Annotated in this window: 26 protein-coding genes and 1 tRNA gene; 11 read left to right on the top strand and 16 right to left on the bottom strand. The window is 60.6% G+C overall.

Going from position 1 to position 24,466, the window contains the following annotated elements; genetic code table 11:
• Positions 1-85: 85 nt before the first annotated feature.
• Positions 86-1,372 carry a glutamate dehydrogenase GdhB gene (gene gdhB / locus ACK3SC_RS08315; protein WP_416839646.1) on the bottom strand — a complete coding sequence of 429 codons (1,287 nt, stop codon included), beginning with the start codon at positions 1,370-1,372 and terminating at the stop codon, positions 86-88.
• Between the two features lie 222 nt (positions 1,373-1,594).
• Here gdhB and ACK3SC_RS08310 point away from each other — a divergent pair, with 222 nt between their 5' ends.
• Positions 1,595-2,056 (top strand): MaoC family dehydratase, encoded by a 462-nt coding sequence (locus tag ACK3SC_RS08310; RefSeq protein WP_416839645.1) that lies wholly within the window; start codon positions 1,595-1,597, stop codon positions 2,054-2,056.
• A 72-nt stretch (positions 2,057-2,128) separates the two neighbouring features.
• On the opposite strand, the gene ACK3SC_RS08305 is transcribed toward ACK3SC_RS08310, so the two are convergent.
• From ACK3SC_RS08305 to ACK3SC_RS08290, 4 genes are all read right to left on the bottom strand, one after another.
• A complete protein-coding gene (locus ACK3SC_RS08305) occupies positions 2,129-2,488 on the bottom strand; it encodes a DUF5658 family protein (RefSeq protein ID WP_416839644.1) in 360 nt (119 codons plus the stop codon).
• Positions 2,489-2,597: 109 nt separating this feature from the next.
• Positions 2,598-4,343 carry an acyl-CoA carboxylase subunit beta gene (locus ACK3SC_RS08300; RefSeq protein WP_416839643.1) on the bottom strand — a complete coding sequence of 582 codons (1,746 nt, stop codon included), beginning with the start codon at positions 4,341-4,343 and terminating at the stop codon, positions 2,598-2,600.
• 134 nt (positions 4,344-4,477) lie between these two features.
• The gene (locus tag ACK3SC_RS08295; RefSeq protein ID WP_416839642.1) at positions 4,478-5,371 is read right to left on the bottom strand and encodes a class 1 fructose-bisphosphatase; all 894 of its coding nucleotides are present in this window, start codon (positions 5,369-5,371) and stop codon (positions 4,478-4,480) included.
• Between the two features lie 303 nt (positions 5,372-5,674).
• The gene (locus ACK3SC_RS08290; RefSeq protein ID WP_416839641.1) at positions 5,675-6,475 is read right to left on the bottom strand and encodes a DUF4332 domain-containing protein; all 801 of its coding nucleotides are present in this window, start codon (positions 6,473-6,475) and stop codon (positions 5,675-5,677) included.
• Between the two features lie 115 nt (positions 6,476-6,590).
• On the opposite strand from ACK3SC_RS08290, the gene ACK3SC_RS08285 reads away from it, so the two are divergent.
• The gene (locus ACK3SC_RS08285; RefSeq protein ID WP_416839640.1) at positions 6,591-7,451 is read left to right on the top strand and encodes a 3-hydroxyacyl-CoA dehydrogenase family protein; all 861 of its coding nucleotides are present in this window, start codon (positions 6,591-6,593) and stop codon (positions 7,449-7,451) included.
• Between the two features lie 23 nt (positions 7,452-7,474).
• Here the strand turns inward: ACK3SC_RS08285 and ACK3SC_RS08280 are convergent, their stop codons facing one another.
• On the bottom strand, positions 7,475-8,002 hold the full coding sequence (locus tag ACK3SC_RS08280) for a hypothetical protein (protein ID WP_416839639.1): 528 nt from the start codon (positions 8,000-8,002) through the stop codon (positions 7,475-7,477).
• A gap of 37 nt (positions 8,003-8,039) precedes the next feature.
• Positions 8,040-8,255 carry a hypothetical protein gene (locus tag ACK3SC_RS08275; protein ID WP_416839638.1) on the bottom strand — a complete coding sequence of 72 codons (216 nt, stop codon included), beginning with the start codon at positions 8,253-8,255 and terminating at the stop codon, positions 8,040-8,042.
• A gap of 111 nt (positions 8,256-8,366) precedes the next feature.
• Between ACK3SC_RS08275 and ACK3SC_RS08270 the strand changes: the two genes are divergently transcribed.
• The 5 genes from ACK3SC_RS08270 (at position 8,367) to ACK3SC_RS08250 (ending at position 13,684) form a co-directional block, all read left to right on the top strand.
• Positions 8,367-9,290: an ATP-binding cassette domain-containing protein gene (locus ACK3SC_RS08270; protein ID WP_416839637.1), complete on the top strand. Its 924-nt coding sequence runs from the start codon at positions 8,367-8,369 to the stop codon at positions 9,288-9,290.
• 92 nt (positions 9,291-9,382) lie between these two features.
• The gene (locus ACK3SC_RS08265) at positions 9,383-11,194 is read left to right on the top strand and encodes a PrsW family intramembrane metalloprotease (protein WP_416839963.1); all 1,812 of its coding nucleotides are present in this window, start codon (positions 9,383-9,385) and stop codon (positions 11,192-11,194) included.
• Positions 11,187-12,245, top strand: coding sequence for an ABC transporter permease (locus ACK3SC_RS08260; protein ID WP_416839636.1), 1,059 nt, complete (start codon positions 11,187-11,189; stop codon positions 12,243-12,245). Before ACK3SC_RS08265 ends, ACK3SC_RS08260 begins: the two co-directional genes overlap by 8 nt.
• A 53-nt stretch (positions 12,246-12,298) precedes the next feature.
• Complete coding sequence (locus ACK3SC_RS08255) at positions 12,299-12,634, top strand: DUF5798 family protein (RefSeq protein ID WP_416839635.1); 336 nt, start codon at positions 12,299-12,301, stop codon at positions 12,632-12,634.
• A 69-nt stretch (positions 12,635-12,703) separates the two neighbouring features.
• Positions 12,704-13,684 carry a PLP-dependent cysteine synthase family protein gene (locus tag ACK3SC_RS08250; RefSeq protein WP_416839634.1) on the top strand — a complete coding sequence of 327 codons (981 nt, stop codon included), beginning with the start codon at positions 12,704-12,706 and terminating at the stop codon, positions 13,682-13,684.
• 48 nt (positions 13,685-13,732) lie between these two features.
• On the opposite strand, the gene ACK3SC_RS08245 is transcribed toward ACK3SC_RS08250, so the two are convergent.
• The 3 genes from ACK3SC_RS08245 to ACK3SC_RS08235 form a co-directional block, all read right to left on the bottom strand.
• Entirely contained in the window at positions 13,733-14,155 is a 423-nt protein-coding gene (locus tag ACK3SC_RS08245; RefSeq protein ID WP_416839633.1) for a CoA-binding protein, read from the bottom strand.
• Between the two features lie 82 nt (positions 14,156-14,237).
• Positions 14,238-14,849 carry an RAD55 family ATPase gene (locus ACK3SC_RS08240; RefSeq protein ID WP_416839632.1) on the bottom strand — a complete coding sequence of 204 codons (612 nt, stop codon included), beginning with the start codon at positions 14,847-14,849 and terminating at the stop codon, positions 14,238-14,240.
• A 161-nt stretch (positions 14,850-15,010) separates the two neighbouring features.
• Positions 15,011-15,862, bottom strand: coding sequence for a geranylgeranylglycerol-phosphate geranylgeranyltransferase (locus ACK3SC_RS08235; RefSeq protein WP_416839631.1), 852 nt, complete (start codon positions 15,860-15,862; stop codon positions 15,011-15,013).
• A 95-nt stretch (positions 15,863-15,957) separates the two neighbouring features.
• Between ACK3SC_RS08235 and ACK3SC_RS08230 the strand changes: the two genes are divergently transcribed.
• Both ACK3SC_RS08230 and ACK3SC_RS08225 read left to right on the top strand, forming a co-directional pair.
• Positions 15,958-16,032 (top strand) — tRNA-Arg (locus tag ACK3SC_RS08230).
• Positions 16,033-16,355: 323 nt separating this feature from the next.
• Positions 16,356-17,567: a hypothetical protein gene (locus ACK3SC_RS08225; RefSeq protein ID WP_416839630.1), complete on the top strand. Its 1,212-nt coding sequence runs from the start codon at positions 16,356-16,358 to the stop codon at positions 17,565-17,567.
• 10 nt (positions 17,568-17,577) lie between these two features.
• Here ACK3SC_RS08225 and ACK3SC_RS08220 read toward each other — a convergent pair whose 3' ends face one another.
• The 4 genes from ACK3SC_RS08220 to ACK3SC_RS08205 all read right to left on the bottom strand — a co-directional run bounded on the left by ACK3SC_RS08220 (position 17,578) and on the right by ACK3SC_RS08205 (position 21,948).
• Positions 17,578-18,054 carry a DUF6653 family protein gene (locus tag ACK3SC_RS08220; protein WP_416839629.1) on the bottom strand — a complete coding sequence of 159 codons (477 nt, stop codon included), beginning with the start codon at positions 18,052-18,054 and terminating at the stop codon, positions 17,578-17,580.
• A gap of 81 nt (positions 18,055-18,135) precedes the next feature.
• Positions 18,136-18,423, bottom strand: coding sequence for a winged helix-turn-helix domain-containing protein (locus tag ACK3SC_RS08215; RefSeq protein ID WP_416839628.1), 288 nt, complete (start codon positions 18,421-18,423; stop codon positions 18,136-18,138).
• 49 nt (positions 18,424-18,472) lie between these two features.
• Positions 18,473-19,990: a molybdopterin-dependent oxidoreductase gene (locus ACK3SC_RS08210; protein WP_416839627.1), complete on the bottom strand. Its 1,518-nt coding sequence runs from the start codon at positions 19,988-19,990 to the stop codon at positions 18,473-18,475.
• 281 nt (positions 19,991-20,271) lie between these two features.
• Positions 20,272-21,948 carry an ATP-binding protein gene (locus ACK3SC_RS08205; protein WP_416839626.1) on the bottom strand — a complete coding sequence of 559 codons (1,677 nt, stop codon included), beginning with the start codon at positions 21,946-21,948 and terminating at the stop codon, positions 20,272-20,274.
• A gap of 293 nt (positions 21,949-22,241) precedes the next feature.
• Here ACK3SC_RS08205 and ACK3SC_RS08200 point away from each other — a divergent pair, with 293 nt between their 5' ends.
• Together ACK3SC_RS08200 and ACK3SC_RS08195 are read left to right on the top strand one after the other, a co-directional pair.
• Positions 22,242-22,466: a hypothetical protein gene (locus tag ACK3SC_RS08200; RefSeq protein WP_416839625.1), complete on the top strand. Its 225-nt coding sequence runs from the start codon at positions 22,242-22,244 to the stop codon at positions 22,464-22,466.
• 175 nt (positions 22,467-22,641) lie between these two features.
• Positions 22,642-22,806, top strand: coding sequence for a DUF1059 domain-containing protein (locus tag ACK3SC_RS08195; protein ID WP_416839624.1), 165 nt, complete (start codon positions 22,642-22,644; stop codon positions 22,804-22,806).
• A gap of 248 nt (positions 22,807-23,054) precedes the next feature.
• Here ACK3SC_RS08195 and ACK3SC_RS08190 read toward each other — a convergent pair whose 3' ends face one another.
• Both ACK3SC_RS08190 and ACK3SC_RS08185 read right to left on the bottom strand, forming a co-directional pair.
• Positions 23,055-23,366 (bottom strand): non-histone chromosomal MC1 family protein, encoded by a 312-nt coding sequence (locus ACK3SC_RS08190; RefSeq protein WP_416839623.1) that lies wholly within the window; start codon positions 23,364-23,366, stop codon positions 23,055-23,057.
• Positions 23,367-23,456: 90 nt separating this feature from the next.
• Positions 23,457-24,410 carry a phosphotransferase family protein gene (locus ACK3SC_RS08185; RefSeq protein WP_416839622.1) on the bottom strand — a complete coding sequence of 318 codons (954 nt, stop codon included), beginning with the start codon at positions 24,408-24,410 and terminating at the stop codon, positions 23,457-23,459.
• Positions 24,411-24,466 lie beyond the last annotated feature (56 nt).

The raw sequence follows: 24,466 nt of genomic DNA, 5'->3' as shown, positions 1-24,466 counted from the left end.
AGTACTCTGCTGTCGTGTACGGGGGGAGTCTGCTGTCGCGTCGGAACAGAAAATCGGTGTGCGACGATGGCGGCCCGGTTCGCGATTAGGGCCAGAGTCCGCGGTGTTCGTGAGCAGCGGCGACGCGTTCGAGTGCGACCATGTACGCCGCATCACGCCACGTCACGTCGTGGGTTTCGACCTGTTCGCGGACGGCCTCCCACGCACGGAGCATCTCGGTCTCCAGTTCGTCGTGGACGCGTTCGAGCGACCACGAGCGGTGGTTCAGGTCCTGCAACCATTCGAAGTACGAGACGGTGACACCGCCAGCGTTGGCGAGGATGTCTGGGATGACCTGAATGTCGCGCTCTTCGAAGACCGCAGATGCTGCAGAAGTTGTCGGGCCGTTCGCACCCTCGACGATGAGGTTTGCCTGCACGTCGTCGGCGTTGTCGGCGGTCAGCACGTTGCCGATGGCCGCCGGGATGAGTACGTCGACGTCGAGTTCGAGAAGTTCCTCGTTGGAAATCTTCTGTGGGGCGTCGTATTTCATCACTGCTTCTGGTTCCTCTTCGTGGGTCGGCACGTCGTGCGTGTCGAGGCCGTCGGGGTCGTAGATAGCGCCGTTCACGTCGGAGACGGCGACGACAGTCGCGCCGTAGTCGTCGAGCAGACGCGCCGCAGGGGCACCGACAGAACCGAATCCCTGGACCGCGATGGTCGTGTCCTCGATGTCCCATCCGAGGTAGTCGATTGCCTCGCGTGCGATGATTGCCACCGACCGACCGGGGGCCGTGTCACGACCCTTGCTTCCGCCGACGACGGGTGGCTTTCCGGTGACGACACCGGCTTGCGTCTCGCCTTCTTGCATCGAGTACGCGTCCATGAACCATGCCATCGTCTGGGCGTCGGTTCCCATATCCGGTGCTGGAATGTCTTTGGTGGGGCCGATGAATGGGCGAAGTTCTTCTGCGAACCGGCGGGTGAGTCGCTCTTTCTCGTCGAGCGAGAGGTCTTTCGGGTTGACCACGATGCCGCCTTTGCCGCCACCGAACGGGAGGTCCATCACGGCGCACTTCCACGTCATCCACATGGCGAGGCCGATACACTCCTCTTCGGTCACGTCAGGGTGGAACCGGAGTCCGCCTTTGTAGGGGCCGCGAACGCTGTCGTGTTGAGCACGGTAGCCAGTGTAGACTTCGGTGGTTCCGTCGTCACGTTCGAGCGGAACCGAGACGCGGTGGACCTGATTGGGGTGATTGAGTCGTTCGATGACTCCGGGGTCGACGTCCAGATGTGCCGCCGCACGCGTGAGTTGCCGTCGCGCAGTCTCGAGTGCAGTCTCTTCTGTCGGTTCGTCGTCTTTCGCGCTGGATGATGCTGCGGATGCCATGGTGCATTCATGCCGGCGTTTCACCGGCGTTGCCGGTCGGCCCGGTCGTGTCGCACACGGCCACTGGTCGCCGACAATCGACGGCCAGCGGGTGTATTCGCGATTTTCGACGGTGGATAATTATAACGGTTGTTATCTGCTTTCGCTCGGGGCAATAGTTGTCACACCGCGCGACCACCGACGACCGGCACGATTTTATCATGGTCTTACACACCCACGACTATGACCGGTCTCTACTACGAGGAGTTCGAAGTCGGCCAGACTATCGAACACGAAAAACGGCGGACAGTCTCCGAAGCGGACAATCAGCAGTTCTGTGACATGACGATGAATCAGCAACCGCTCCACCTCGATGCGGAGTTCGCTGCGGAGACGCAGTTCGGCGAGCGGTTGGTCAACGGCCTCTACACGATGAGTCTCGCCGTCGGTATCTCAGTCCCCGACACGACAGACGGGACGATCGTCGCCAACCTCAGTTACGACGAGGTGTCGCACCCAAAGCCGGTGTTCCACGGCGACACGCTTTCTGTCCGGAGCACTGTCCTCGACAAACGCGAGACATCGGACGGCCAACGCGGTATCGTGACGATGAAAGTCGACGTGTTCAATCAGGACGACGAGTTGGTCTGTGAGTTCGAACGGACGACGCTCTCACTGAAGAAAGAACACGTGGACGCGGAGTAAGCCGCAGCGACCGAATCTCCGTTTCGGCCCATCTGCACCGCTTTGTGGTCCTCGTCGAGTCGCTCCGCCACACTATCCGAACAGCGTGATGAGGATGAGTTGCGTGTTCATGAGACCGGCGACACCCCACGGTACGGCGACGCCGATTGGTATCGCTGCCCGGTACTTGTTCGGGAGGACCGTCCACGCGACGAGCGCGATACAGAGGACGAGTACTTTCAGAAAGAGCAGGGCACCAACGGGGCCGAAACTCGGGATGAGCGCGAGGACGACGGGGTTCAGTTCGGCCAATCCTCGGCCGAGTCCGTAGAGTGTGGTCATCACGTCGAGAACCAACGCGAGCATCGTCACGCCCCACAGGACGTGGTCGTCGCTGACGACGTGAGCGAGTACCGTTCTCGGTGTCTCGACCGGTGGAGGGCCATGGCTCATTATCGACGCAGCAACGAGCGTCAGTTATCAATTGGCGGCTACCCTCCTCAGTATCGACTGCTTAGGTCAGTTATCGAGACGTTACTCGTTGGAAAAACAGAAGATTAACTCACAGAATCGTCCCGTGTTTCTTGTCGGGTAACGACTTCTCGACAGAAGCGTAGAACTCGAAGCGATTGACGAGTTCGTCACGGAGGGTCGACGGCGGCACGATTTCGTCGATGACGACTTCGCTCGCCATTCGGTGAACGTCGATATCCTCGCGGTATGCTTCGCGGAGTTCGTCTTCACGCTGTTTCCGTTCGTCCGCGTCGTCGATTGCGGCGAGTTTGTTGGCGTAGACTGCGTTGATTGCTGCCTCAGGGCCCATGATGCCGATTTCGCCAGATGGGAGTGCGATGACGCTGTCGGGGTCGTACGCAGGGCCACCCATCGCGTAGATGCCTGCACCGTAGGCTTTGCGGACGATGACCGTCTGTTTGGGCACCGTCGCCGACGACGTGGCGTAGATGAACTTCTTGCCCTTCTCCAAGATGGCGTCTTTCTCGACTTGCGACCCGGCCATGAACCCCGGCGTGTCACAGAGGTAGAGTAACGGAATCTCGTAGGCGTCACAGGTCCAGATGAACTCGGCGGCCTTCTCTGCTGCGTCGGGGAAGATTGCACCCGAGCGCTCCGTGGGTTGGTTGGCGACGATACCGACCGGCCGGCCGTCGATTTTGGCGAACGAGGTGACGATTTCCTTCCCGTAGTCGGGTTTGAGTTCGAACATCGACTCGGCGTCGACGATGCGCTCTATCAGGTCGTGAACGTCGTACGGGCGGTTCGGTGACTCGGGGATGAGTTCGTCGATGCCGTCGGGCGAAAATTTCGGTGGTTTCGGTTCCGACCGTGGCGGTTTCTCGCCCGCCTTGTTCGGGAGATAGGTGATGAGTTTCGCGACGAGTTCGCGAGCGTGTGCTTCGTCGCGGGCGACCAGGTCGGCACTGCCGGATTCTTCGGCGTGCATCTGCGCGCCGCCGAGGTCCTGCATCGAAATCTCTTCGCCAGTGACCATCTTCACCATGCGCGGTGAGGCGATTGCCATCGCGGACATCCCTTCGACCATGATGGTGAAGTCGGCGAAGACAGGCGTGTAGGCCGCGCCCGCGATACACGGCCCGTAGAGGACGCAGATTTGCGGGACGTATCCCGAGAGCATCGAGTGGTTGTAGTAGTACTTCCCGATTCCTTCCCGATTCGCGAAGAAGCCAGACTGTTGGTCGATACGTCCACCCGAAGAGTCCATCAGATACAACACCGGCTTGCCGGTCTTGAGCGCCCGTTGTTGCATGCGGAGGAACTTCTCGACCCCGCGACGGGCCATCGAACCCGCCTTGACCGTGAAGTCGTTGGCCATGAAGTGGAGGTCACGTCCCTCGAACTCCACAGCACCAGTGAGGAGGCCGTCACCGGGGAGACGCGTGTTCGGGTCCGATTCGTCTACCTCGGGCGAGTTCTCGTGCCACGAGTCGAAGTTGGCGAACTTGCCATCTTCGAATTTCAGCCCATTGGGGAACCAGAGGTCGAGCCGGTCTCGGACGAACAGTTTCCCCGATTCCGGAAGTCGGTCTTTGTACTTCTCCGGTCCACCACCGAGGATGTCGGCGATCTCCTCGCGGAGTTTCTCCTCACGCTCGGTGGGTTCCAGGTCGTCGTCGAGCGGGAAGGTGTCCGCAGGTGGTTCGGCGTTCGCGATGGCCTCCTCGCCGTCTCCGACGAATACGTCCACATCGGTTGCGAGATGCCGCGCCAGCGCACTTGCGATGGCTTCGGCCTCTTCGCCAGTCGCGCCGTCACCGATTCTGACCTTCATACTCAGGCATGCGACACCGTATTCAAAATGGTTTTCCATGCACGATTTGCCAGCTGTCCGAAACAGCGATGTGTAAACTGGCCAGTCGAAGACGAGTCCAGCGAAAACGAGTCCAGCGAAAACGAGTTCGGCCGTTAGTCCAGCGCCGATTCGAGTTTTGAGATGAGGCTCGCGTTCCCGATGTGGAGCGGCGTTCGCGCGTGCAGGTCCGGTTTGTCCACGTCGAGAAGCGACTTCGTCCCGTCAGAGGACGCACCGCCGGCCGTTTCGAGGACGTAGCCGATTGGGTAGCCTTCGAACTGGACGCGGAGTTTGCCTTCTGGGGCCGATTCGAGGGCGGGATAGCTGAAGATGCCGCCGTAGGTGAGAATCTGGTTCACGTCGCCAATCATCGACCCGCCGTAGCGGAGTTTTCGGGACGGGTCAGACTCGATGTCGCGGGCGAACGCTTCGAACTCCTCGGTCCAGTTGGGGACGCGTCCACCGAATCCGTAGACGCTGGCGTCGTCGGGCAACGTGATATCCTCGCGGACGAGTTCGTAACTCGCGTCGTCGTAGATGACGAACTCGTCGACGGTTCCGCCGCGGGCGATAATCATCGTCATCACCGGGCCGTACAGGACGTAGCCAGCGGCGATGATGTCATGGCCGCGCGCTGGGAGTGGCGCGTCGTAGACGGCGAAGATGGTGCCCATCGTGTTGTTCGGTTTCAGGTTCGACGACCCATCGAGTGGGTCGACAGCGACTGACAGCGACCCCGTGCCGACGTCTATCGATTCGGGGCGCTCCTCGCTCGCGTACTCGCCGACACCATCGAGTGCGCCGAGTCGGTCACAGAGTAACTCGTCGGCGAAGACGTCGGCGGCCATCTGCGTCTCTCCACTCGGATTCTCTGCTTCCGAGGCGACACGTCGCCCGGGGAGTCCAGTTCGAATCTCCGGCGCGGAGGTCGCGATAACGTCGACGATTTGGTCGATAGTTCTCGTTTCGAACGCTGAATCCGCGGTGTTGATGTCTTTCGTCGCCATCACAGACACCTCTCTGAGGACTGACGTGGGAGGCGCGCCGTGGTCCAACCGAGTCGAGACACGGCGGATTTCGTGGACGAGGGGACCGTCTGCGAACGGACGGCGATAGTGTCGGCACCGGACATAATCTGGTTCAAAATGGTGTAACAAGATATATAAAGACTGTGTATGAGGGCTGTTTCGGTCGAATGCCGAATTTGGCAGTTAGCAGGGCGCTAACGAAATATTGCGAAAAGAAATGTGAAGAATATATATTACTACTCAGATAGTAAATGTTCTGCTGGTGCCGGCGGGGGCGACAGATTACTCGACAGCGTCGAGAGCCTGCTGTTTCCACTCACGAATCGTCTCCACGTCAGCTTTCAACGCGTCGGCGACGTGCTCGGGGTCCGACGTCGCGAGGCGGCGAACCGAGCGGACGCCCGCCTCGGCGAGGAGTTCAGCGTCGTCTTCGTCGATCCCGTCGAGTGTCGTGAGCGGTGTCGGTTTCGACCGTTCGCGCCACGCTGCTTCTGCAGCGATGGCGTCGCCCGAGCCGTCGGCCGTCGTGCCGCTCTCACCGCGTGGCGTCCAGTCACCGTCTCGAGTCGGTCCATCGTCCGTCGTGTTACTCGAAGTCGATTTGCCCGTCGGTGACCAATCACCAGACGCGCTGTCGTCTTCGTCTGTCTTCCACGTCCCGGAACTCGCAGCGACCCACGCGCGTTCGTCGTCGCCGAGGCCACGTACCTGTGTGGACCGCCGGTTCAGGTCGTCCCCCGAGTTGAACGACCACGCCAGCGAGTGCCACCGTCGAATCTTGGCCGCGACGCCCGCGTTTACCCCTGCCTGGACGAGGTCGCGATAGCTAATCTCACCATCAGCGATGGACGTGACGTCGATATCTTCCGATTCCAGCAGTTCCTCCGTCGCCGGTCCGATGAACTTCAGGTCCTGAAGCTCCTCGGGGACGGGGTCGGTGTCGGACTCCGAATGCGGTTTGAGAATGTGCTCAATCGCTTCGTTTGTGTCCGATGGGTGCGTTCCGGTCGCCTCGTCAGTGTCCGTTAGGTGTATCTCTTCTCCGTCCGTATCATGTGTGCCCGTGTCGTTCTCGCCAGTCACCGTTGATTGACACCATTCTGGGACGTAACTTGACTGTTTCCGTGAAAGTCACGAATCTGTCATTATTTTGGATGGGTCGGCAACTTTTACCTTACCACCTTACGGAGTCCAGCGTATGCGCGGTATGAACGAAATTGAGACGGTTGGTGTCGTCGGTGCAGGGACGATGGGGAACGGAATCGCACAGGTGGCCGCGATGTCCGGATACGACGTCGTCATGCGCGACTTGGAATCCGAGTACGTCGAACGCGGCCTGTCGGCCATCGACGACAGTCTCTCCCGGTTCGTCTCGAAAGAGCGACTGAGCGAATCCGAAGCAGAGGCGGCCAAAAAACGAATCACGGGTACCACCGAGTTCGACGACCTCGCAGCGTGTGACATCGTGGTCGAAGCGGCCGTCGAGAAAATGGACATCAAGCAGTCTATCTTCGCCGACCTCGACGATATCCTCCCCGACGACGTGGTTCTCGCGACGAACACGAGTACGCTCTCGATTACGACCATCGCATCGGTCACCGACCGGCCCGAGCAGGTCGTCGGTCTCCACTTCATGAACCCGGTTCCTATCATGAAGGGCGTCGAAGTCGTCCGTGGCGAGAAGACCGACCCAGCAGTCGTCGAACTCGCACACGAACTCTCCGAGGACCTCGGCAAGGAGACGTGGGAGTCCGACGACAAACCCGGATTCGTCACCAACCGTATTCTGATTCCATGGATCAACGAAGGTGTTCGTGCCTTCGACGAAGGCGTCGCCTCGAAGGAGGATATCGACCGTGGCCTGACGCTCGGCACGAACGTTCCGATGGGTCCGCTCACCCTTGCCGACCACATCGGCCTCGACATCTGTCTGGACGCCTCAGAGACGCTCTTCGAAGAACTCGGCGACCGCTACAAACCGGCCTACCTGCTCAAGCGCAAAGTCGCCGCCGGTGACCTCGGCAAGAAGACGGGCAAAGGCTTCTACGAGTACGACTGAAGTGGCGAGATGGGTTCTCGCCGTCAGAACCCACATCCGGCCGTCGTCGAGATAGACGACTGGGCTATCTCTTCGTCGGTCACGACGAGGCTGTACGCTTTGTCGTTGCAGTCGAAATCCGACTCTGGTATCTGCTTTTCAGCCTCGTGGTCTGGCGTCGAGAGCCGAATCCGGTAGGTCGCCGGATTACGAAGGATGAAGTCGATTCTGGTGGGTGCTGCGAGTCCGTGTCGCCCGTCGTACAGCGAGGTCCACGAGAACAGGTCGCGTCGCTCGATAGAGATGGTCACCTCAGTGGACGAATTGGCCCCGTTGGCGACGACGACACCGATTGGCTCGCCCGCGAGTACGTCGTCCAGACCACGGTGACCGACGACGTGGGTCGTCACCGTGTGGGCGTCTTCGGGCACGTTCACAATCGACGGGACTGATGGCCACTCCGCGTCTGTTTCGTCGGCCGGAACGACCCGTTCGCGTCCGAGACACCCGGCGGTCGAACCGAGTGCCGAGGCACCGAGGACCGTGAGAAACGCACGTCTTCCAAGGACCATACAAAGTTCTGACAACAACTGGGTGAGTATCTTCCGGTCACGCCTTCTCGCGCAGTTTCATCAATCCCGCTCCTGCAACGCCGACGACCAGAAACAGTACACCGATACCCGCCAGCGCCAGCGCCAACCCCGTCACGACTGCTACACCGCCGCTGGCGACGTACGCCAGAATCGCGCCGGCGAAGAAGATTGCCGCGACGAATCCCCCGACGAAGAGGACGAACGTGGGTGTGAGGTAGTCGTCAGCGGGCATATCCCTCCATTCGCAACCGGAGGACGAAACTGTTGTCCCACCGAGAGGAACGCTCTCAGATTTGAAAGCCCGCGCGAACCCTTTTATCCCATCCCGCGTGAACGTCTGCCAATGATAACGGTCGAGAACCTGCGAAAGACCTACGGCGACTTCCCCGCCGTCGTGGGCAGTGATTTCTCGGTCGAGTCTGGCGAGGTGTTCGGTATCGTCGGCCCCAACGGCGCGGGCAAGACGACGACGCTGAAGATGCTCGCCGGACTCGTCGAACCAACCTCCGGCACCGCGGAGGTCCTCGGATTCGACCCTGAAGACCCCGCGATGCGCCGAAAACTCGGCTTTCTCCCCGAGGAGTCACCGCTCTACGAGGATATGACGCCCCGGTCGTATCTCCGATTCTTCGCAGACCTCTACGACGTCCCCCGCGACGTCGCCGACGAGCGAACCAACGAAGTCCTCGACAGACTGGACCTCGAATACCGCGACAGACGCCTCGGCGACATGTCGAAGGGGATGAAACGCAAGGTGGCAATCGCTCGCTCGCTCGTCAACGACCCTGATTTGCTCATCTACGACGAACCCGCCAGCGGGCTCGACCCGCTGACGACCAACGTCGTCTTAGAGTTCGTTCGTGAACTCCGCGACGACGGAAAGACCGTCGTCTTCAGCGCCCACAACCTGTTTCACGTCGAATCGGTCTGTGACCGCGTCGTCATCCTCAATCGTGGCGAGATAATCGCCCGCGGCACGGTCCCCGAGATTCGCGCGGAACACGGCGAGACGACCTATCAGGTGTATACGACTGTCGAACTCCCGGCGACCGACCACCATCCCGCGACGGAACCCGATGGCGACCGGTTCGTCGTCGAAGTAGACGACATGGGTGCGGTCGAAGGCGTTCGCGAGGCAGCAGAGGACGCTGGTGGACGAGTGGTTGATATCCGGACCGACGAGGCGTCGCTCGAAGATATCTTCCTCCGACTCGCACGAGAGTCGCCGACGACGAGCGCCGCCGAAGGGGGTCGCGGGCGGTCGTGACCGACCGCAATTCGGAGCGTTCGGATTCGACACCTGACCGAGGAGGCGACGTTCGAACGGGAGGCGACGTTCGAACACGTCTCGTAGCGCACCTGCGCGCGGTTGCTCGTATCGCTCGATGGGAAGTCTCGCGCTCTGCTGGGACGGTGGACCGCAAAACGATTGCCCTCGGGTTGGTCGCAGCGCTCGTCGCCGCCGGTATCGCAGCAGGCGCAGTTGGAAGCGGCGTCGCCATCGACCAGGACCTCTACCGTGTGGGGGTCGCCGCCGACAGTCCCTACTACGACGCTATCGACCAGTCGTCGGTTCTCGAACCACGGCCCATCTCCGACCCGAACGTCGAAATCGTCGTGAGTGCGACGCACGTCTCGGTGAGAGACACGCCGACCAGTCGAGCGGCGTATGGCGCGTTCCGCGACGCGGTTCGGTCGTACAACGAACGCCAGATGCGCCTCGAACCAAACCAGTCTGCGGCGTTTCCGGTCGTCGTCACCTTGCAGTATCGAGAACGCGGGGCGCTGGTCCCACCCGGAAGTAGAATCGACGATGGGTCAGGTGGCGAGTCTGTCTCTGGAGGTGACGCGAGCGACTCCGCTGGCACGACTGGCACTGACGGAAGCGACTCGGCTTCCAGTACAGGCGACGGAGATAGCTCGGCAGGGTCAGACTTCGACTCATCCGATGCTGCTGCCGCCGACGATAGCAGTATCGACGCCCCATCGCTCGGCGGCATGGCGGGTATCTTCGGCGGCGACACCAGCGGGTCGCCAGCGAGTATCAGTCCGCCGTTCCCCTTCGCGTCGCTCGTCCTCGCCTTTGCCTTCCTCGTTCCGATGAATTTCGTGATTCAGGCGTACGGGTCGAGCATCCTCAACGAACGGGTGAACCGCCGCGGCGAACTGCTGCTCGTTGCACCCATCGCACCGGGCGACATCGTCGCCGGAAAGACGCTTCCGTATCTCGCGGGAATCGTCGGCATCACCATCGCCATCGCGGCGGCCATCGGCGGTGGCCCCGTCTCGGTCGCAGCAGTCATCCCAATCGGGCTGTTGTTCCTCTCGTCGACGTTCGTCGGCGCGATGTTCGCACGCTCGTTCAAGGAACTCACGTTCGTGACGGTCACCGTCTCCGTCTTCTTGACGACCTACACGTTCGTCCCGGCTATCTTCACCAACGTGACACCAATCGCACTCATCTCGCCGCTGACGCTGGTGGTTCGCGACCTGGGCGGCGACGCAGTCTCACTCGGCGACTTTGCCTTTTCGGTCGGTCCGATTCTCCTCGCCGCACTCGTCTTGTTCCTCCTCGGAACCGGCGTCTACCGCGAAGAGGACATGTTCACCCAGCGGTCGGTCCCACTCAAATTCCTCGACGCGCTCGACAGTCGAATCTCGCGCCCACGGTCGATTGCGACGCTCTCTGCGCTGTCGATTCCGTTCGTCTTCATCGCAGAACTGCTCGCTATCGCCGTCCTCTTCGTGCTTCCTGTGGACGTGACGGTTCCACTCGTCCTCGTCGCCGTCGCGGTCATCGAAGAACTCGCAAAGAGTATGCACATCTACGCCGCGTTCGAGAAAGCACGCTTCGCTCGGACGGTCCGCGCCTCGCTCCTCCTCGGTGGCCTCTCCGGACTTGGCTTCTTCGTCGGCGAGAAGTTCACGGCTATCGTGCAACTCGTCGGTCTTCCGTCGCTGACGCTGGGCCAGGCAGCGTTTGCGCCGTCGGGAATCGGTCTCGCAACTGCCGCAGGGTTGCTCGTCGCACCACTCGTCCTCCACGCCGTGACGGCTAGCGTGACGGCGCTCGGTGCGAGGAAGGGGAAATCAGCGTACGCCCTCGCGCTCGTGGGTGCCATCGGCATTCACGTCGTCTACAACATGCAGGTGGTGAACGCCCTTGGGTAGCCCACGACTCGCCATCGCGCGGCGCGAACTCGGGAGTCTCCGAAAGGAAAAGACCATCGTGCTGGCGTTGGCCATCCAGTTGTTCGTCGCGGCCTTCTCGTCGTTCCTCGTCGTTGGCCTCGTCTCGCTGTACGACCCAAGTGCGGCGAACTATCAGGTCGACGTTGCGGTCACCGGCGGTGACGAAGCAGTCTCCGACCTCCTCGACGCAATCAACGACGAGTCCGGGCTTGCCGGGCGAACGTATCCCTCGACGGACGCCGCGATGACGGCGTTCGAGGAGCGCCAGGTAGACGCGGTCGTCGAGGCATCGACCGACTCCGACGGTCGAATACAGCTCATAGCGATTGCTCCGGACTCCGGTGTGGAGACGACGGCAGTGGTCGTTCGTCTTCGCGATGCACTGCGGGCGCTGGAGCGAAGCGAACGCGCCGAGCGAAGTGAGTCGTTGACGACGAATCCGCTTCCGCTCCCGCCAGCGACCGAATCGAGTCCGTATTTCAGTTTCACCTACACGGTGCTCGTTCCGCTCTTGTTGTTCCTTCCCGTCTTCATCGCCGGGTCACTCGTCGTGGACTCACTGACAGAGGAAGTCGCTCGCGGGACGCTCGAACTCCTCCGTGTCGCACCCGTGAGTTTCGCTGCCGTCGTCGATGGCAAGGTGCTCGCAGCAGGTGGACTCGCTCCGATTCAGGCCATCGCGTGGATGTATCTCCTCAGACTCAACGGCACCGGCATCGAGAACGTCGCGTGGTTGTTCGGCATGGTCGCTGGACTCGCAGCAGTCGTCGTCTCACTCGGTGCGACGGTGGCAGTCACCGCACCAGACCGCCGTATCGCACAGTTGCTCTACTCGATTGGCGTCCTCCTCGTCTTCGCTGGCACGTCGTTGCTTCCGCTCAATCCCGCGAACACGGCCGCGAGATTGGCACTCGGAACCGCCGGACTCGACGCGTATCTCGCAGTTGGCGGCCTCGTCGTCGTCGGCCTCGTGTCGCTGGTCGGCTTACGACTCGTCGTCGACGCTGTCGACCCGAACGAACTCGGATGACACCCAACTGCGCCACCGCAAGGCGTACAAGCCCTGAGTTCGACGGGCGACACATGGGAATTGGAGGCACTGCGAAGAAGCTTCAGAAAGTCGCAGAGATGGCCGAAGACGTCTACAAGCGGATGAACGAACTCCGAGAGCAAATCGTCGAAGTCCGTGAGACGGTCGGTGAGACCAAAGAACGCGTCGACCGTCTCGAAGCCGAAAACGCAGAACAGCGCGCGATTCTCGAAGCGCTCGCCGAAGAACAGGGTGTCGATATCGACGCAGCAATCGCGAACGTCCACATCGCAGAAGCGGAAGCAGAAGCGATTGCGGAGTCCGAAGCGGCGGAATCAGCCACTGCTTCTTCTGACGCCGGCGACGCCGACGAGACGGCCGAGAAATAACGGGCTTCTTTCCTTGCCGCCCGCGGCAGGATGATAACGTTCAGGAACCGCCGCAACATTTGCCTGTGTATGACCACGCACCGCGAACCCCTCGACTCGGTGGTCGATACCGTGGGCGAAACGCCACTCGTCCGGATTCACGCGTCCCCCGCCGAGGTTCCGGTCTACGCCAAACTGGAGTCGTTCAATCCCGGCGCGAGCGTCAAAGACCGCATCGGGAAGTACATGCTCGAACAGATGCTGGCGTCGGGCGAACTCCCCGAGGGTGGGACAGTCGTCGAACCGACCGCCGGCAACACCGGCATCGGGTTCGCCGTCGCCGCCAACCAACTCGGTATCCGCGCGGTGTTCGTCGTTCCCGAGCGATTCAGCGTCGAGAAACAGACGCTCATGCGTGCGCTCGGTGCCGACGTCGTAAACACGCCTACAGAAGACGGCATGGGCGGCGCAATCGACAAGGCACACCAACTGGCGGCCGAACTCGACGATGCTGTCGTCCCCCAGCAGTTCTCGAACCCGCTCAATCCCGACGCGCACTACGAGACGACGGCCCCCGAGGTGTACGATGCGCTCGACGACGAAGTCGGCGCGCTCGTTGCCGGTTGTGGGACTGCTGGAACGCTCATGGGGTTGGCTCGATACGGCCGTGAGAAGCATCCCGAGACGTTCGTGACGGCCGTCGAACCCGTCGGGTCGCTCTACTCACAACTCCACGGCCGCGACGTGGAAGAAGCGGACTACAAGACGGAAGGTATCGGTACCCACGACCCTGCGACGAACGAGTTGTTCGACCCCGACGTGGTCGACGAAATCGTCCAAATCGACGACCGGGAGACGCACGCCGAGATGCAACGACTCGCCGCAGAGGAGGGCCATCTGGTTGCCTCCAGTTCCGCAGCGAACGCGCTTGCAGCGCTCGACGTCGCCGAACGTGCTGCAGCGGGCGACCTCGACTTACCATACGACTCGGTCGTCACCATCTTCCCCGACTCCTCGGAGCGGTATCTCTCGAAAGGCGTCTACGGCGACTTCGAGTCGTGGGAAGGATAGAACAGACAGATCATCTCCCGGCTCACGCGCTCTCGCTCAGACTCTTCTTCAGACGACGAGTCTGGCGTGTACGACCTTGTAACAGCTATCTTGGACGTATTCGAGACCTGCCGCTTCGGCCCGTTTTGCAGCCTCGTCGTCGCGGATTCCGAGTTGGAGCCAAACGGCTTTGACGTCGCCTCGCTCGGCCGCGCGGTCGATTGCAGCATCGACGACGGCACCGGCCTCTGCCGACGGGCGAAACACGTTGACGAGGTCGATGTCCTCTTCCACGTCTGCGAGTGAGTCGTACGCTGTCTCTCCGAGTATCTCGTCTCGGTACGGGTTGACTGGAATGACTCGATAGCCGTGGCGTTGCATGTACGCCGGAATCTCGTGGGCGGCCTTCCCCGGCATGGCCGAACACCCCACGACGGCGATAGTTTTGTAGTCGAGCATCGCTCGCAATCCGTCTTGACTCGTGATGGGCATAGCTACACGAACGTAGTTCGGTGGTAAAAGTCTCGGCCGACCGTGCGTCAGTGGCGCAGTCGAAGTTCGCCACTTCCGTTCGTCAGTCGTTGGCGAGTCTGACGCTCGGTGCGTCGTCTTCGGAGGTGGTGATGATGCCGTCGAACAGTTGTTTGATGGTGTTCATCGTCCGGTCGTCGTGGGCATCCGCGTCGATCGTGAACAGACCCAGTCCTCCGACGCTCTGGATGCGCCCGGTGAAGACGTGGAGGAATCGGAACACCGTCTGGAGGTCTGCGTACATCAGGAGTGTCGAAAGCGAGTGGAGGACGATGCGGTTTTGCGATAGCTCTCGTTCCTGGTAGTACTCCTGGAGCACCTCCGAGAGTTTGATTCCGATACCGGTCATGTCCACTGGCGACGAGGTGTACTTGATTCGGTCGTCGTCTCGAACCTCGCCGACACCTTGCTGTCGGGTGACGCAGTCGACGACCGATATCGGGTGGCCTTCGATGTCGACGCGTTTGTCGAAGTCCTTGAGGATACGGTCTGCGCCATCTTTCGTCGTGACGATGATGGCACCCTCTCCGCGTTCGGTTCCCGCGGCGAGAATATCGAGCGCCAGCGACCGTTTCCCGGTCAGGGGTGGCCCGCTGATAAGCAGATTTGTGCCCGGTTCGACCTCGGTGTCGAGGCCAGCGCCAAGGTCATACATACGAGTACCCCGGTTCACTGGTATCGACTCCGAGGGGTACTACAATATGACGCTTCCGCTCGCCGGGGGTCATCAGATAGTACGACCATACGGTGTCCCGGTAATATTCTTTTTGATTGGGTTGTGGACCGTTCGAGCCGTCATCGTGCCCGCCCAGCTCATCAGACGAGGCCGGTGAGTGAGGTGGCACGACCGACGATGAACGCGAACGCGGCTAAGAACATCCCTTGCTTGAGTCGTTTCTGTGCGAGTCCGGGATTGTCGAAGGATTTCGCCGATGCCACGAGCATCACACCGTCTGCGGGGACGACAAATCCGAGATACGCGAGGCCGAACTCCCCACTCATGAACGGCACGACACTCGCGGCGACGGCGACGACGAGGACGACGACGCCAAGCCACAGCGACGGGCGTTCGCCGACGACGATTGGAAGGGTCCGAAGTCCCTCTTCTCTGTCGCCGGCGATGTCTTCGACGTCTTTGACGATTTCGCGGGTGAGCGTCGCCAGCGCGGCGAGGATACACAACACGAGCGCGCCGAGTGGGTTGCCGATGGCCGCGCCACCGAAGAGGAACGTCGACCCTGTCAGGGCGGCGACCACCACGTTGCCGACGCCAGGCAGTCCTTTGAAGAACTCCGTGTACGCGAGGAGTGCGATGAGGTTGACCACGGCGATTGCGATTGCGACGAGTGGGAGCGCGAGTGCCGACACCACCGCGCCGCCGAAGAGCGCGACGCTGAACCACTTCGCTTCAGTCGCGGTGACCGCACCGCTCGGAATCGGTCGGTCCGGGCGATTGATGCGGTCGATTTCGCGGTCGAAGTAGTCGTTGATGGCGTTGCCCGCACCCGTTGCGAAGACTGTCGCGAGCACCGCCGCGACGACGGCGATTGCGTCGCCGAACGTCGCGCCAGCGACGAACGCACCCGTGAACGTGAGGACGCCGGCTGCAATCGCATTCCCCGGTCTGGTGAGTCCGACGAATCCGCGCGCCCGCACTCCGAGAGCCATACCGGGTAGTGTTCGGACACTCGGTATAAATCGCGCGGAGTCACCCGACGCGAATCAATTCATTTAAACATGACCACGGCGCACGAAGGAATGTAGGGCGCTTAGCTCAGTCTGGACAGAGTGCTTGGCTTCGGACCAAGTTGCCACGGGTTCAAATCCTGTAGCGCCCATCTTTCTGCGACGAACGAATGTGAGGAGCGAAAGATGTCCCGCGAAGGATTTGAACTAGACGGCGGCGAGCGAACGCGAGCCGACGGCGTAGTTCACAATCCTGTAGCGCCCTTCGAAATCCGATTCTTTAGCAGCTGAGACATCCCCGAGAATCACAAGTTCGATGCGCGGTTGCCGTCGCCACTGACTCAGGTGTCTGAAACCAAAATCACCCCAAATATCCACACAGTCCGGTAAATCGCCAGTATCTATTTCGACCTAACGCCACCACTCTCGGTATCGTCGGCCCCCTCCCGTGAGAGGTCACGACACCGTTTCTCAAATGACCACCCACTCGGCGTACGACAGAACACGACTGGTCAGTCTCGTCGCACTGTTCGTGTTCGGAACGCTGGTAGCGACGCTCTCCGCTGGGGCCGTCGCTACCCAGCACACCGTCGAAGCGGGGTCGACGATATCCACCGCAGGAACGTACCAACTCGCTGCGAACGCGTCCAACACGACGGCGTCGAAGGGCCTGACTGTGACCGGGTCACCCGTCGAAATCGACGGTCACGGGGAGCGGTTGGACGGACCGGGAACCCGCGGTTCTATCGGGATATACGCCCCTGGCGGTTCCAACGCGTCGTCGCTCGTCGTCCGGAATCTCACGCTTTCCGGGTGGGGGACAGGGATTCGAACGAGCAACGTCTCGACGGTGACGATTCGCAACACCGTCGTTCGCTCGAACCACACCGGTGTTCGAATCGACGGTGCGAACACGGTCCGCATCGAGAACTCCACGTTAGTCGTCGACGACGGGACAGTCTTCGAGGACGTGGACCGAGTGATACTCGAAAACACGTCGATTCGGACCATCGATAGCGAGAGCATCATCGCGACAAACACGACGGTGTACGTCGGGAGAAACGTCAGACTGTCCGGTGGCCTTCGGGTCCGTCGCGGCGTCGTGGAGTTCGACGATACGAAAACACCCACAGTAGGGCCAGAATCGGGAGACTCCACCGCTGATGCCGAGATGTCGCCGGGGAGTGAGACCGAAATCATCACGGGGGTACCTCAGGCGACGCAACCGACGACGGCACCACCCAGAGGAGTCGAATCGGGTCTCGGTGGTGGATACGGGGATGGCAGTAGCGGAGGCGGAGGGGGAAGTGGTGGAACCGGGGGTGGCAGTGGTGGTGGGTCAGCGGCCGTGAGCGCACCGCAGGACGACACGACCACACCGACGGTGAGTATCACGAACCCCGCGGACGAAACAGTGGGAGCGTCGAATACGACCATGTCGACGGTGGCCGACGGCTCTGAATCGACGCGAGACCAGACGGAAACTACGGAGGACCGGCAAGAGCAGGGTCAAGAAGGGGAAACCTCACGTGATTCATCACTGACGACATCCCCCGCTTCCACAGTCGCCACGACGCAAGCAGACGACTTTGACGAATCGACAACTGTTCAGAACCCGGGGTTCGGTGTCATCGTCGCTGTCTCGGCACTCGGTGTGTGGTCGATTCGTCGCGTCCATTCCGACTGACCTGAAGGCCCTACGCTCGGACTTCGGACTCCGTTTTCTCGGACGAATCGTACAACTCGACCATCCGGTCGAAGAACACGAACATGAACGCCATCGACAGAATCATCCCAACAATCGTTCGCACCCGATGTTGGTTCACGGCCGCTCGAATCGTGTAGAGGTTGACCAGCCCACCGACTGCCGTGAGACCGAGGGTTCCTTTCTCGGAGAACACCCCACGGTCGAGCCACACCTGCTCGCCGAGGACGACCCGAGTTGCCCACGCGTCGTCGCTCTCTGGAGGTGTGACACTCACGAGATTCAGCACGATCGAGAGGGCCGTCGCCGCAGCGAGCGGCGTGCTTCGGCGGTAAATCGCCGCGATAAGGATGGGATACGTCGCGACGAACGCCCAGACACTCCGAGGATTCGCGTGCGGACGCCAGAACACGTCGTCGACCAACTCACCAACAGTCTCATTGTGTTGGATTTCACTCTCGGCCGTCATCGTGGGAGAAGTAGGTGTGGAAAGCGAATAAAGACGACTGAGAACCGTCTTCAGCGGTGTCCGCCCGGCCTCCATCCAACCTCACTCCACCGAATAGTCCATCTTCGACAGAATTGCGTCGAACCGGTCACGATGTGCCTCGAAGTCGTCCGTGAGGAAGTACAGCGTCCCGTACGACTCCTCGCCTCGCTCGACGATGTCGTTGTCGACGAGGATGTCGAGGTGGTAGCGAATGGTGTTGTAATCGACGTCGAATGCGTCGGACAGTTGGTTTGCGTTTCGAGGCTGTTCTGCGAGTGCCCGAACGAGTTTGGCCCGGAGTTCGCCGCCGCTCGACCCGCCAAACACGTACCAGAGTCGCTTCTCCATCCGGGTTCGGCACCACGTTCCGAGTGGAGTCGTATAAACGTAGTCGTCGTTATCGCACGCTTCTGGTCACCCATCCCGACGGACCGCTCGGGAACGGCGATGCTTTCTCACGGGATTGGAGTGCGCCGGTCCCATCGGTCGCCCGGACCACGACGTCGTGTTGGCTCGATGGTGCGGTGTACGTGTAGTGCCACTGCCGCCAGACGTCGATTCCGGGGAGGGGTTCCGAAAGTGTCGCATCGGCCCACGTCTCACCCCCGTCGATCGAAACCTCGACTCGGTCGATGCCGCGAACGCCGGCGTAGGCGTGCCCGGCGACTTCTCGGCGACCATCCCCCAGGTCGTTGATTACGTGGAGTTTGGCGACGGTGTTCACCGGGCCGGTACCGTGCCAGCCGCGTTGCTCCCAGTAGCCGTCTTCTTCCTGTTCGAGAAATTCGATTTCGGTGAGCCACTTCACGTTGATTTCGCCCCAGTGACCGGGGATGAGCGCTCGTGCCGGGAAGCCGTGGCCTCGCGGGAGCGGTTCGCCGTTCATCCCAATCGCGAGGAAACCATCCTGGAGAGCCGAAAGCGGGAACTCTTCGTAGAAGCCATCGGCCGCACGGAACATCACACAGCAGTTCTCGGCAGGGTTCGCTGGGGCGACGAGGTCCATAATCGAGACACCGGTCCACAGCGCGTTGTCCATCTTCCGTCCGTTGAGCGAATCACCCACACATCGCAACGAGACGAACTGGTGGTCGACATCCATCGATATGATGTCTTCGTACGTGTAGGTGAGTTCGCGTTCGACGTTTCCGGTGACAGTCAGCGTCCACCTGTCGGCATCGAGTGCCGGGTCCGTCGAGTTGATATCGACCTCGTAGAACTCCTCGCTCACGAGGGATTCGAGCCCCGAAACAGCGAGCGATTTGTCTGCCGCCTCTGCGAGAAGGGCGTCGACATCGGGCGATACCCACGGTTCGGGACCGACTGACGACTGGTCGGTGGTCTCCGCGGAAGTGCGTGAGCCGAGTGCGTAGCCACCGAGGACGAGCGGTATCGAACTCACAATCGCCGCGAGGAGCCGTCGGCGTTCTGGAGATGAGTCGACAGTGCGAGTCGTGAAGTCGTCGAGTGACCCACGAGTGACGACGTCCGCGACGAGGACGACAACTCCCGTCGCCACGCCTGCCGCAAGCGACGGGGCTGGCGCTGCGGTGATGCTGTACGCAATCGCCCCGGCCGTCGCTGCCGCGACGAAACCGGCGACAGGGAATCTCGTTCGCTTACCTACTGCCAACCCGAGCAGTGCCGCCACGGCGAAGAGCAGCGTCGAAATCCCCAGTGCGAGGAGGACGTTCAGTTGTTCACCCAGGTCTCCGAGGACGAGAATGCTGAAGGTGATAATTTCGCCCGGGAGCGTTCGAGCCATGAATCCGGCGATGGGCCCGGCGACGAACGTCGGAGTGAACCCAGCGAGAGCGTACGAACCCGCGACGCCTGCGGCACCTGCGAGAAGCGCGACGAAGAGCACTCCCCAGTAACGCCAGCGACTGAACCGTGACCACGATAGTTGTGACATTGGTGTTGAACGTATCGAGTCGAGGTGGTGACGCTCAGTCGGCACCGCATCGCACGAGACTGTCTACTCGATAGCAGGACAGTCTCGAAAGCGCAGTCGCTTCGCCCCCGTCGCACCTCGACTCGTTACGATTACTTAGAGGCTGTGTCAGGGGTTATTGGTTTTTCAAAGTCACGCCCACGTCGATTCCAACTCTCTCTAGAATTCGTTACACATTTTTATCAATCGGGGGACAGTTCTGCGCCTGTTGTTCGTAGAACTGTCAGGCTCCGGGCTGCCTCTTACTCACGCCGCTGCGCCCACGTCGATGGAATATCACTCCCGCCTTCGACCGACACCCGACCTTCGAATCTGGCAAACGTCGGATTCTGCACGAATCGACCACCCAACACCGTCTCCCCGAGACCGAACTTGCTCGATTCCGAGAGGAGGTTCGCGGGCACGTGCGAGAAGATATCGGCGAGGTGAGACAGGTCGGAACTGGAGTTCATCCGCATCAACAGGAGATTTTCACACTGCGACAGGACGTTCTCGTGAATTTTCGCCGGCCGTTGGGTGGACAACAGCAAGTAGAGTCCGAACTTTCGACCCTCCGCCGCGATTCGGACAGCAGTCTCGGTCGAAATCGCCTGTAAGTCGTCGCCAGGGTGCTGGGGACAGATGTTGTGCGCCTCGTCGATGACGACGAGTGTCGGGCGGCGACGACTCCGTTCTCGCCACAGGTGTGTCAAGATGGCGTTGGTCACCACCATCTGTTCGGCGGCTGAGTCTACGGTGCCGATATCGACGACGAGACAGCGCCAATCGGTGTTCGCCACCGTGTCGATGAGTGAGGACTCACCGGGAGAACACCACACCTCCCAGTCGGCCAATCCAAGGTTTTCGATTCGCAGACCGAGTTTCCGAGCCTCGTCGGTGAAGTTGTGCGCTACTGCTTCCCGTACTTCTTCCCACGAGTAGTCGTCTTGGCCGAGTTCGTCGAGAATGTGCCAGAACGTGTTGAACTCCGCCGAATCTTCGAGTGGGTCGAGTCGAAGCACCGTCGCCTGTTCGGCCCGACTGAGGTCACCGAATCGAACGCGGAGGATGTCGTCGTCAGCGGTGGCAACCATCTTCGGGCGGAAGACGTGCAATCCTGCAGTCGCGTCTGCATAGCGCTCGGCCAACTGTTCGTACGCCGTCGCTGAGAGTTCGTCAGACCGAAGCTGGTTCACCTCGTCAATCGGGCGGATGGTGTCGAGACTGACGAAATCCGAGTTCGGGTCGATGACGATGATTCGGAGGTCGGTTTCCAGCAGCAACTGTTCGAGGACGATACCGAGTGAGAACGTCTTTCCAGAGCCGGATTGCCCACAGAGGAACGTATGGCGATTGAAGCCACCAGCATCGAGTCTAACTGTTGCATCGCCGTCGACGTACGACGCCTGTCCAATCGGCAACGTCGCTCGTCGGCCCGACCCGGCGAGATAGCGACTCACGAGGTCGGCGTCGGCACGGGTGAAACTCGCGTTTTGAAACGTATCGGTATCCGACGGTGCGAGTATCGTGTCTCCAGTCACGTTGCTGAGAACGACACCACTGCCTTCCAAGGCGGGAACTTTCAGACGGTCTTTGATGCCGGAGATACCGATGCCTTCTGGGAAGAGGTCATCTTGTTCGATATCGAGTTCGAAGCCTAGCTCTGCACCTTCGCGCTCTGTGACCTCTTTCGTGATGACTTGGCCGAGATACGCTTCACCAGTGTTCGTCTCAATCTGAACGTAACACCCGACCGGCAAGGAGAGCGACAGTGGTGCCTGGTAGGAGAAGGTTCGGCCGTCGATGGAGAATGCATCCTGCGGGACGTTCCGCTCTGCTTGTTCTCGCAGGTACTCGTGAAGCGCCCGCAGGTCACCACGAAGCGCTGCAATCTTCTGTTCGTTCAGTCGGGACGTGTCGTCGTGTTGGTGTCTATCCATTTCCCTCCGTCTCCTCCACAGACAGCCGACTGGTGTCGATATCGCCGTGGGACACCATTTCGAGGGGCGGAGCGGCCTTTGTTAGAGCGGTCCAAACAAGGCAATAGCATCATTCACGAGACTGTAATCCGAGCGCACCGAGACTCAGCGCGACCCGCGATGTGGAGCCCCGATGAGCGGTCGACAGGCAGCGACCGGTGACGCGACAGAGTGGTCACAGAGATATCCAGAGTAGGTTTCAGTTTCGGCGAGAGCAAGGCTCATATAGCTCCCAGTTAAGCCGAGAGTAGACTATGAAGCGTTGTTCGCATCCCGGTTGCTCGTGGCAATCGATTGCCCCTTCGGGGGATGCTGCTCTGGAACAGTTTGCTGAACATCTCGTCGAATCTCACTCGAAGACAGTCGATGTCGATATCCCAGAGGGAATGGTCCAAATACGACTCCACGAGGATGACGAGTGGGTGACCACCACGTTCGAAGAAGCTCAAAAACTCCACGACTGGTCCCAGGACGAGTAAGCAAACGCCGTCGATTCCCGGTCTGTTGGCTCTCTATCGGTTCCAAGAACGTCCCACCGAACAGACTGACTCGGTTAAGATGAAATTTAGCTGGACCTCTCAGTTTGCGACCGTTCGAATCGCGTCTCTAACTAATAGTTGGGCGTCTGTCCTACTGGATGGAGGTCCAACAACGATGGTAAAACAAATCGTCTGCCGAGATGCAGGCTACGACTGTGACTTCGAGATTCGATCCGAGAGCGAAGACGAGATGATTCGGTTCGTCAGAGAACACGTGCAAAACGTACACGGTGTCGGCATGTCGAGCGACGAAATTCGCGGCGCGATGAAAACTGTATAGGTATTCGCCGACCACGAGCGTTCGACCTGTGTAAAGACAGGTATAGAACCAACCGACTTTTTGACTCACACATCGGTCACGACTGGCGTATATCGGCACCTCCGGTACCAGCGGCTGATTCGGGAGTACAACTGAGAACTCGAGACGCATCGAATCGGTGAGAGCGCGTCGTCGTCGCGTCACCGATTCGTCACCGGTTCAGCACCGGTTCAGCACCGATTCGTCACCGGGTCGTTACCGAGTTGTCGTTACTCCTCTCGGTGTTCGATGCCTTGTTTCGAGACGTTCGAACGAGTGACTTGGTCGCCCATCCACTCTGGATCGTCGTCGTCTTTCTCCTCTATCCACGCCCATCCTTCGTAGACGTGAATCTTGTCGGTCCCGCGCTCACGGAGTTTGAGCGTCGCGTGGCCATCGACTTCGTCTCGACTCGGCGCGGGGTGAAGTCGCCGGGCCGCCTTCAACGCCGCCTGGCGGGGGTACGTCCCACTGAAAACGCTCGTCTCTTCACCGTCGTCCTCCACGAGGACGAAATTTCGCTTACCATCTTCTCGAACCATGGCCTCCTGTTGGACACGCTACAAATTAGTTGTTCGTGTCGTCACACATCTTTTCGATGGGGTGTGCACGCCGACTATGGGGCAGTCCATCTAGTTGAATGACAAATTGGCAAGGGTGGTCTCGAGCCGTTGCTGATGGAAGGAAACTGCACGAGAACCAGTTCGCTCTGGGTATCCCGGCCGAGTCACTTCACCGTTCGAATCGACCGCAGACCGCAGTACTGCGGCAACTCGGTACAGTGGTTCGACCGAAGGGTACGGGCGGACTGACTCGTAGCCGTCGCGGAACGAACGCCGAAGCGACGTTCCGCCGGAGACGTACCAGTCCGCGACGAGGTGTTCCGTTTTTGCGACGGCGAGGCCAGGTGCAGCAGCGAGTGGGCCTCCCCAGTCGAGAACGGCAGCGATACCCTCGTCGTCGACGAGTGCGTTCCCCGGTCGCAGGTCCCACGGGTAGAGACACGACGGTGGATTCGCCGAGAGTTCCGTGCGGTCGAGGGCAGCAGTAAGTTCGTCTCGAAGTGGGTCGAAAACTGGTGGGAGCGCGTCGACCCCATCACTGTAGTACGCCGAAAACCACTGGTTCCAGTCGGTTGCTTCCCCGGACTGGAACTCGAAGCCACTCCCGTTCGGGTCAGCAGTGACTGCACCGTACCCGTCGAGCGCGAAGGCGTCGTGGAGTTCTGCAAGTCCACGGCCGAACGAGGCAGCGATATCTCGTTGCGCCCCCAGTTCGAGTTCGACGAACTCCTCGTGGAGTTCGCGTCCACGGATGTGTTCGACGACAGCGTACCCGCAGTCTGCAACCGTCCCCGTAGAGAGCACACTCGGAACTGGAATCGACGTGCGGCTGGCGACGGCTCGTGCGAGTGCTGTTTCGAGGTGAAGGCTGGCGGTGTCGGTCGAGAGTTGGACGACGACGGTGCCGCCATCGGAAAACGCGACGATTGCCGTGTGTTTGTGATTCCCCTGTTGGACTGGTGTCACAGACGTGACGCCTCGGTGGGAAAATTCGCGAGTTAACACGGCCGCAACGTCGGTCATCTCACCCAAGTACGCACGTGAACGACAAAGGTACACCGGACCTGTGCACGGGCCGA

Source organism: Haloferax sp. DFSO52, assembly GCF_048158745.1.
Taxonomy (GTDB): Archaea; Halobacteriota; Halobacteria; order Halobacteriales; family Haloferacaceae; genus Haloferax.
This window is presented reverse-complemented; position numbering and strand designations above follow the sequence as displayed.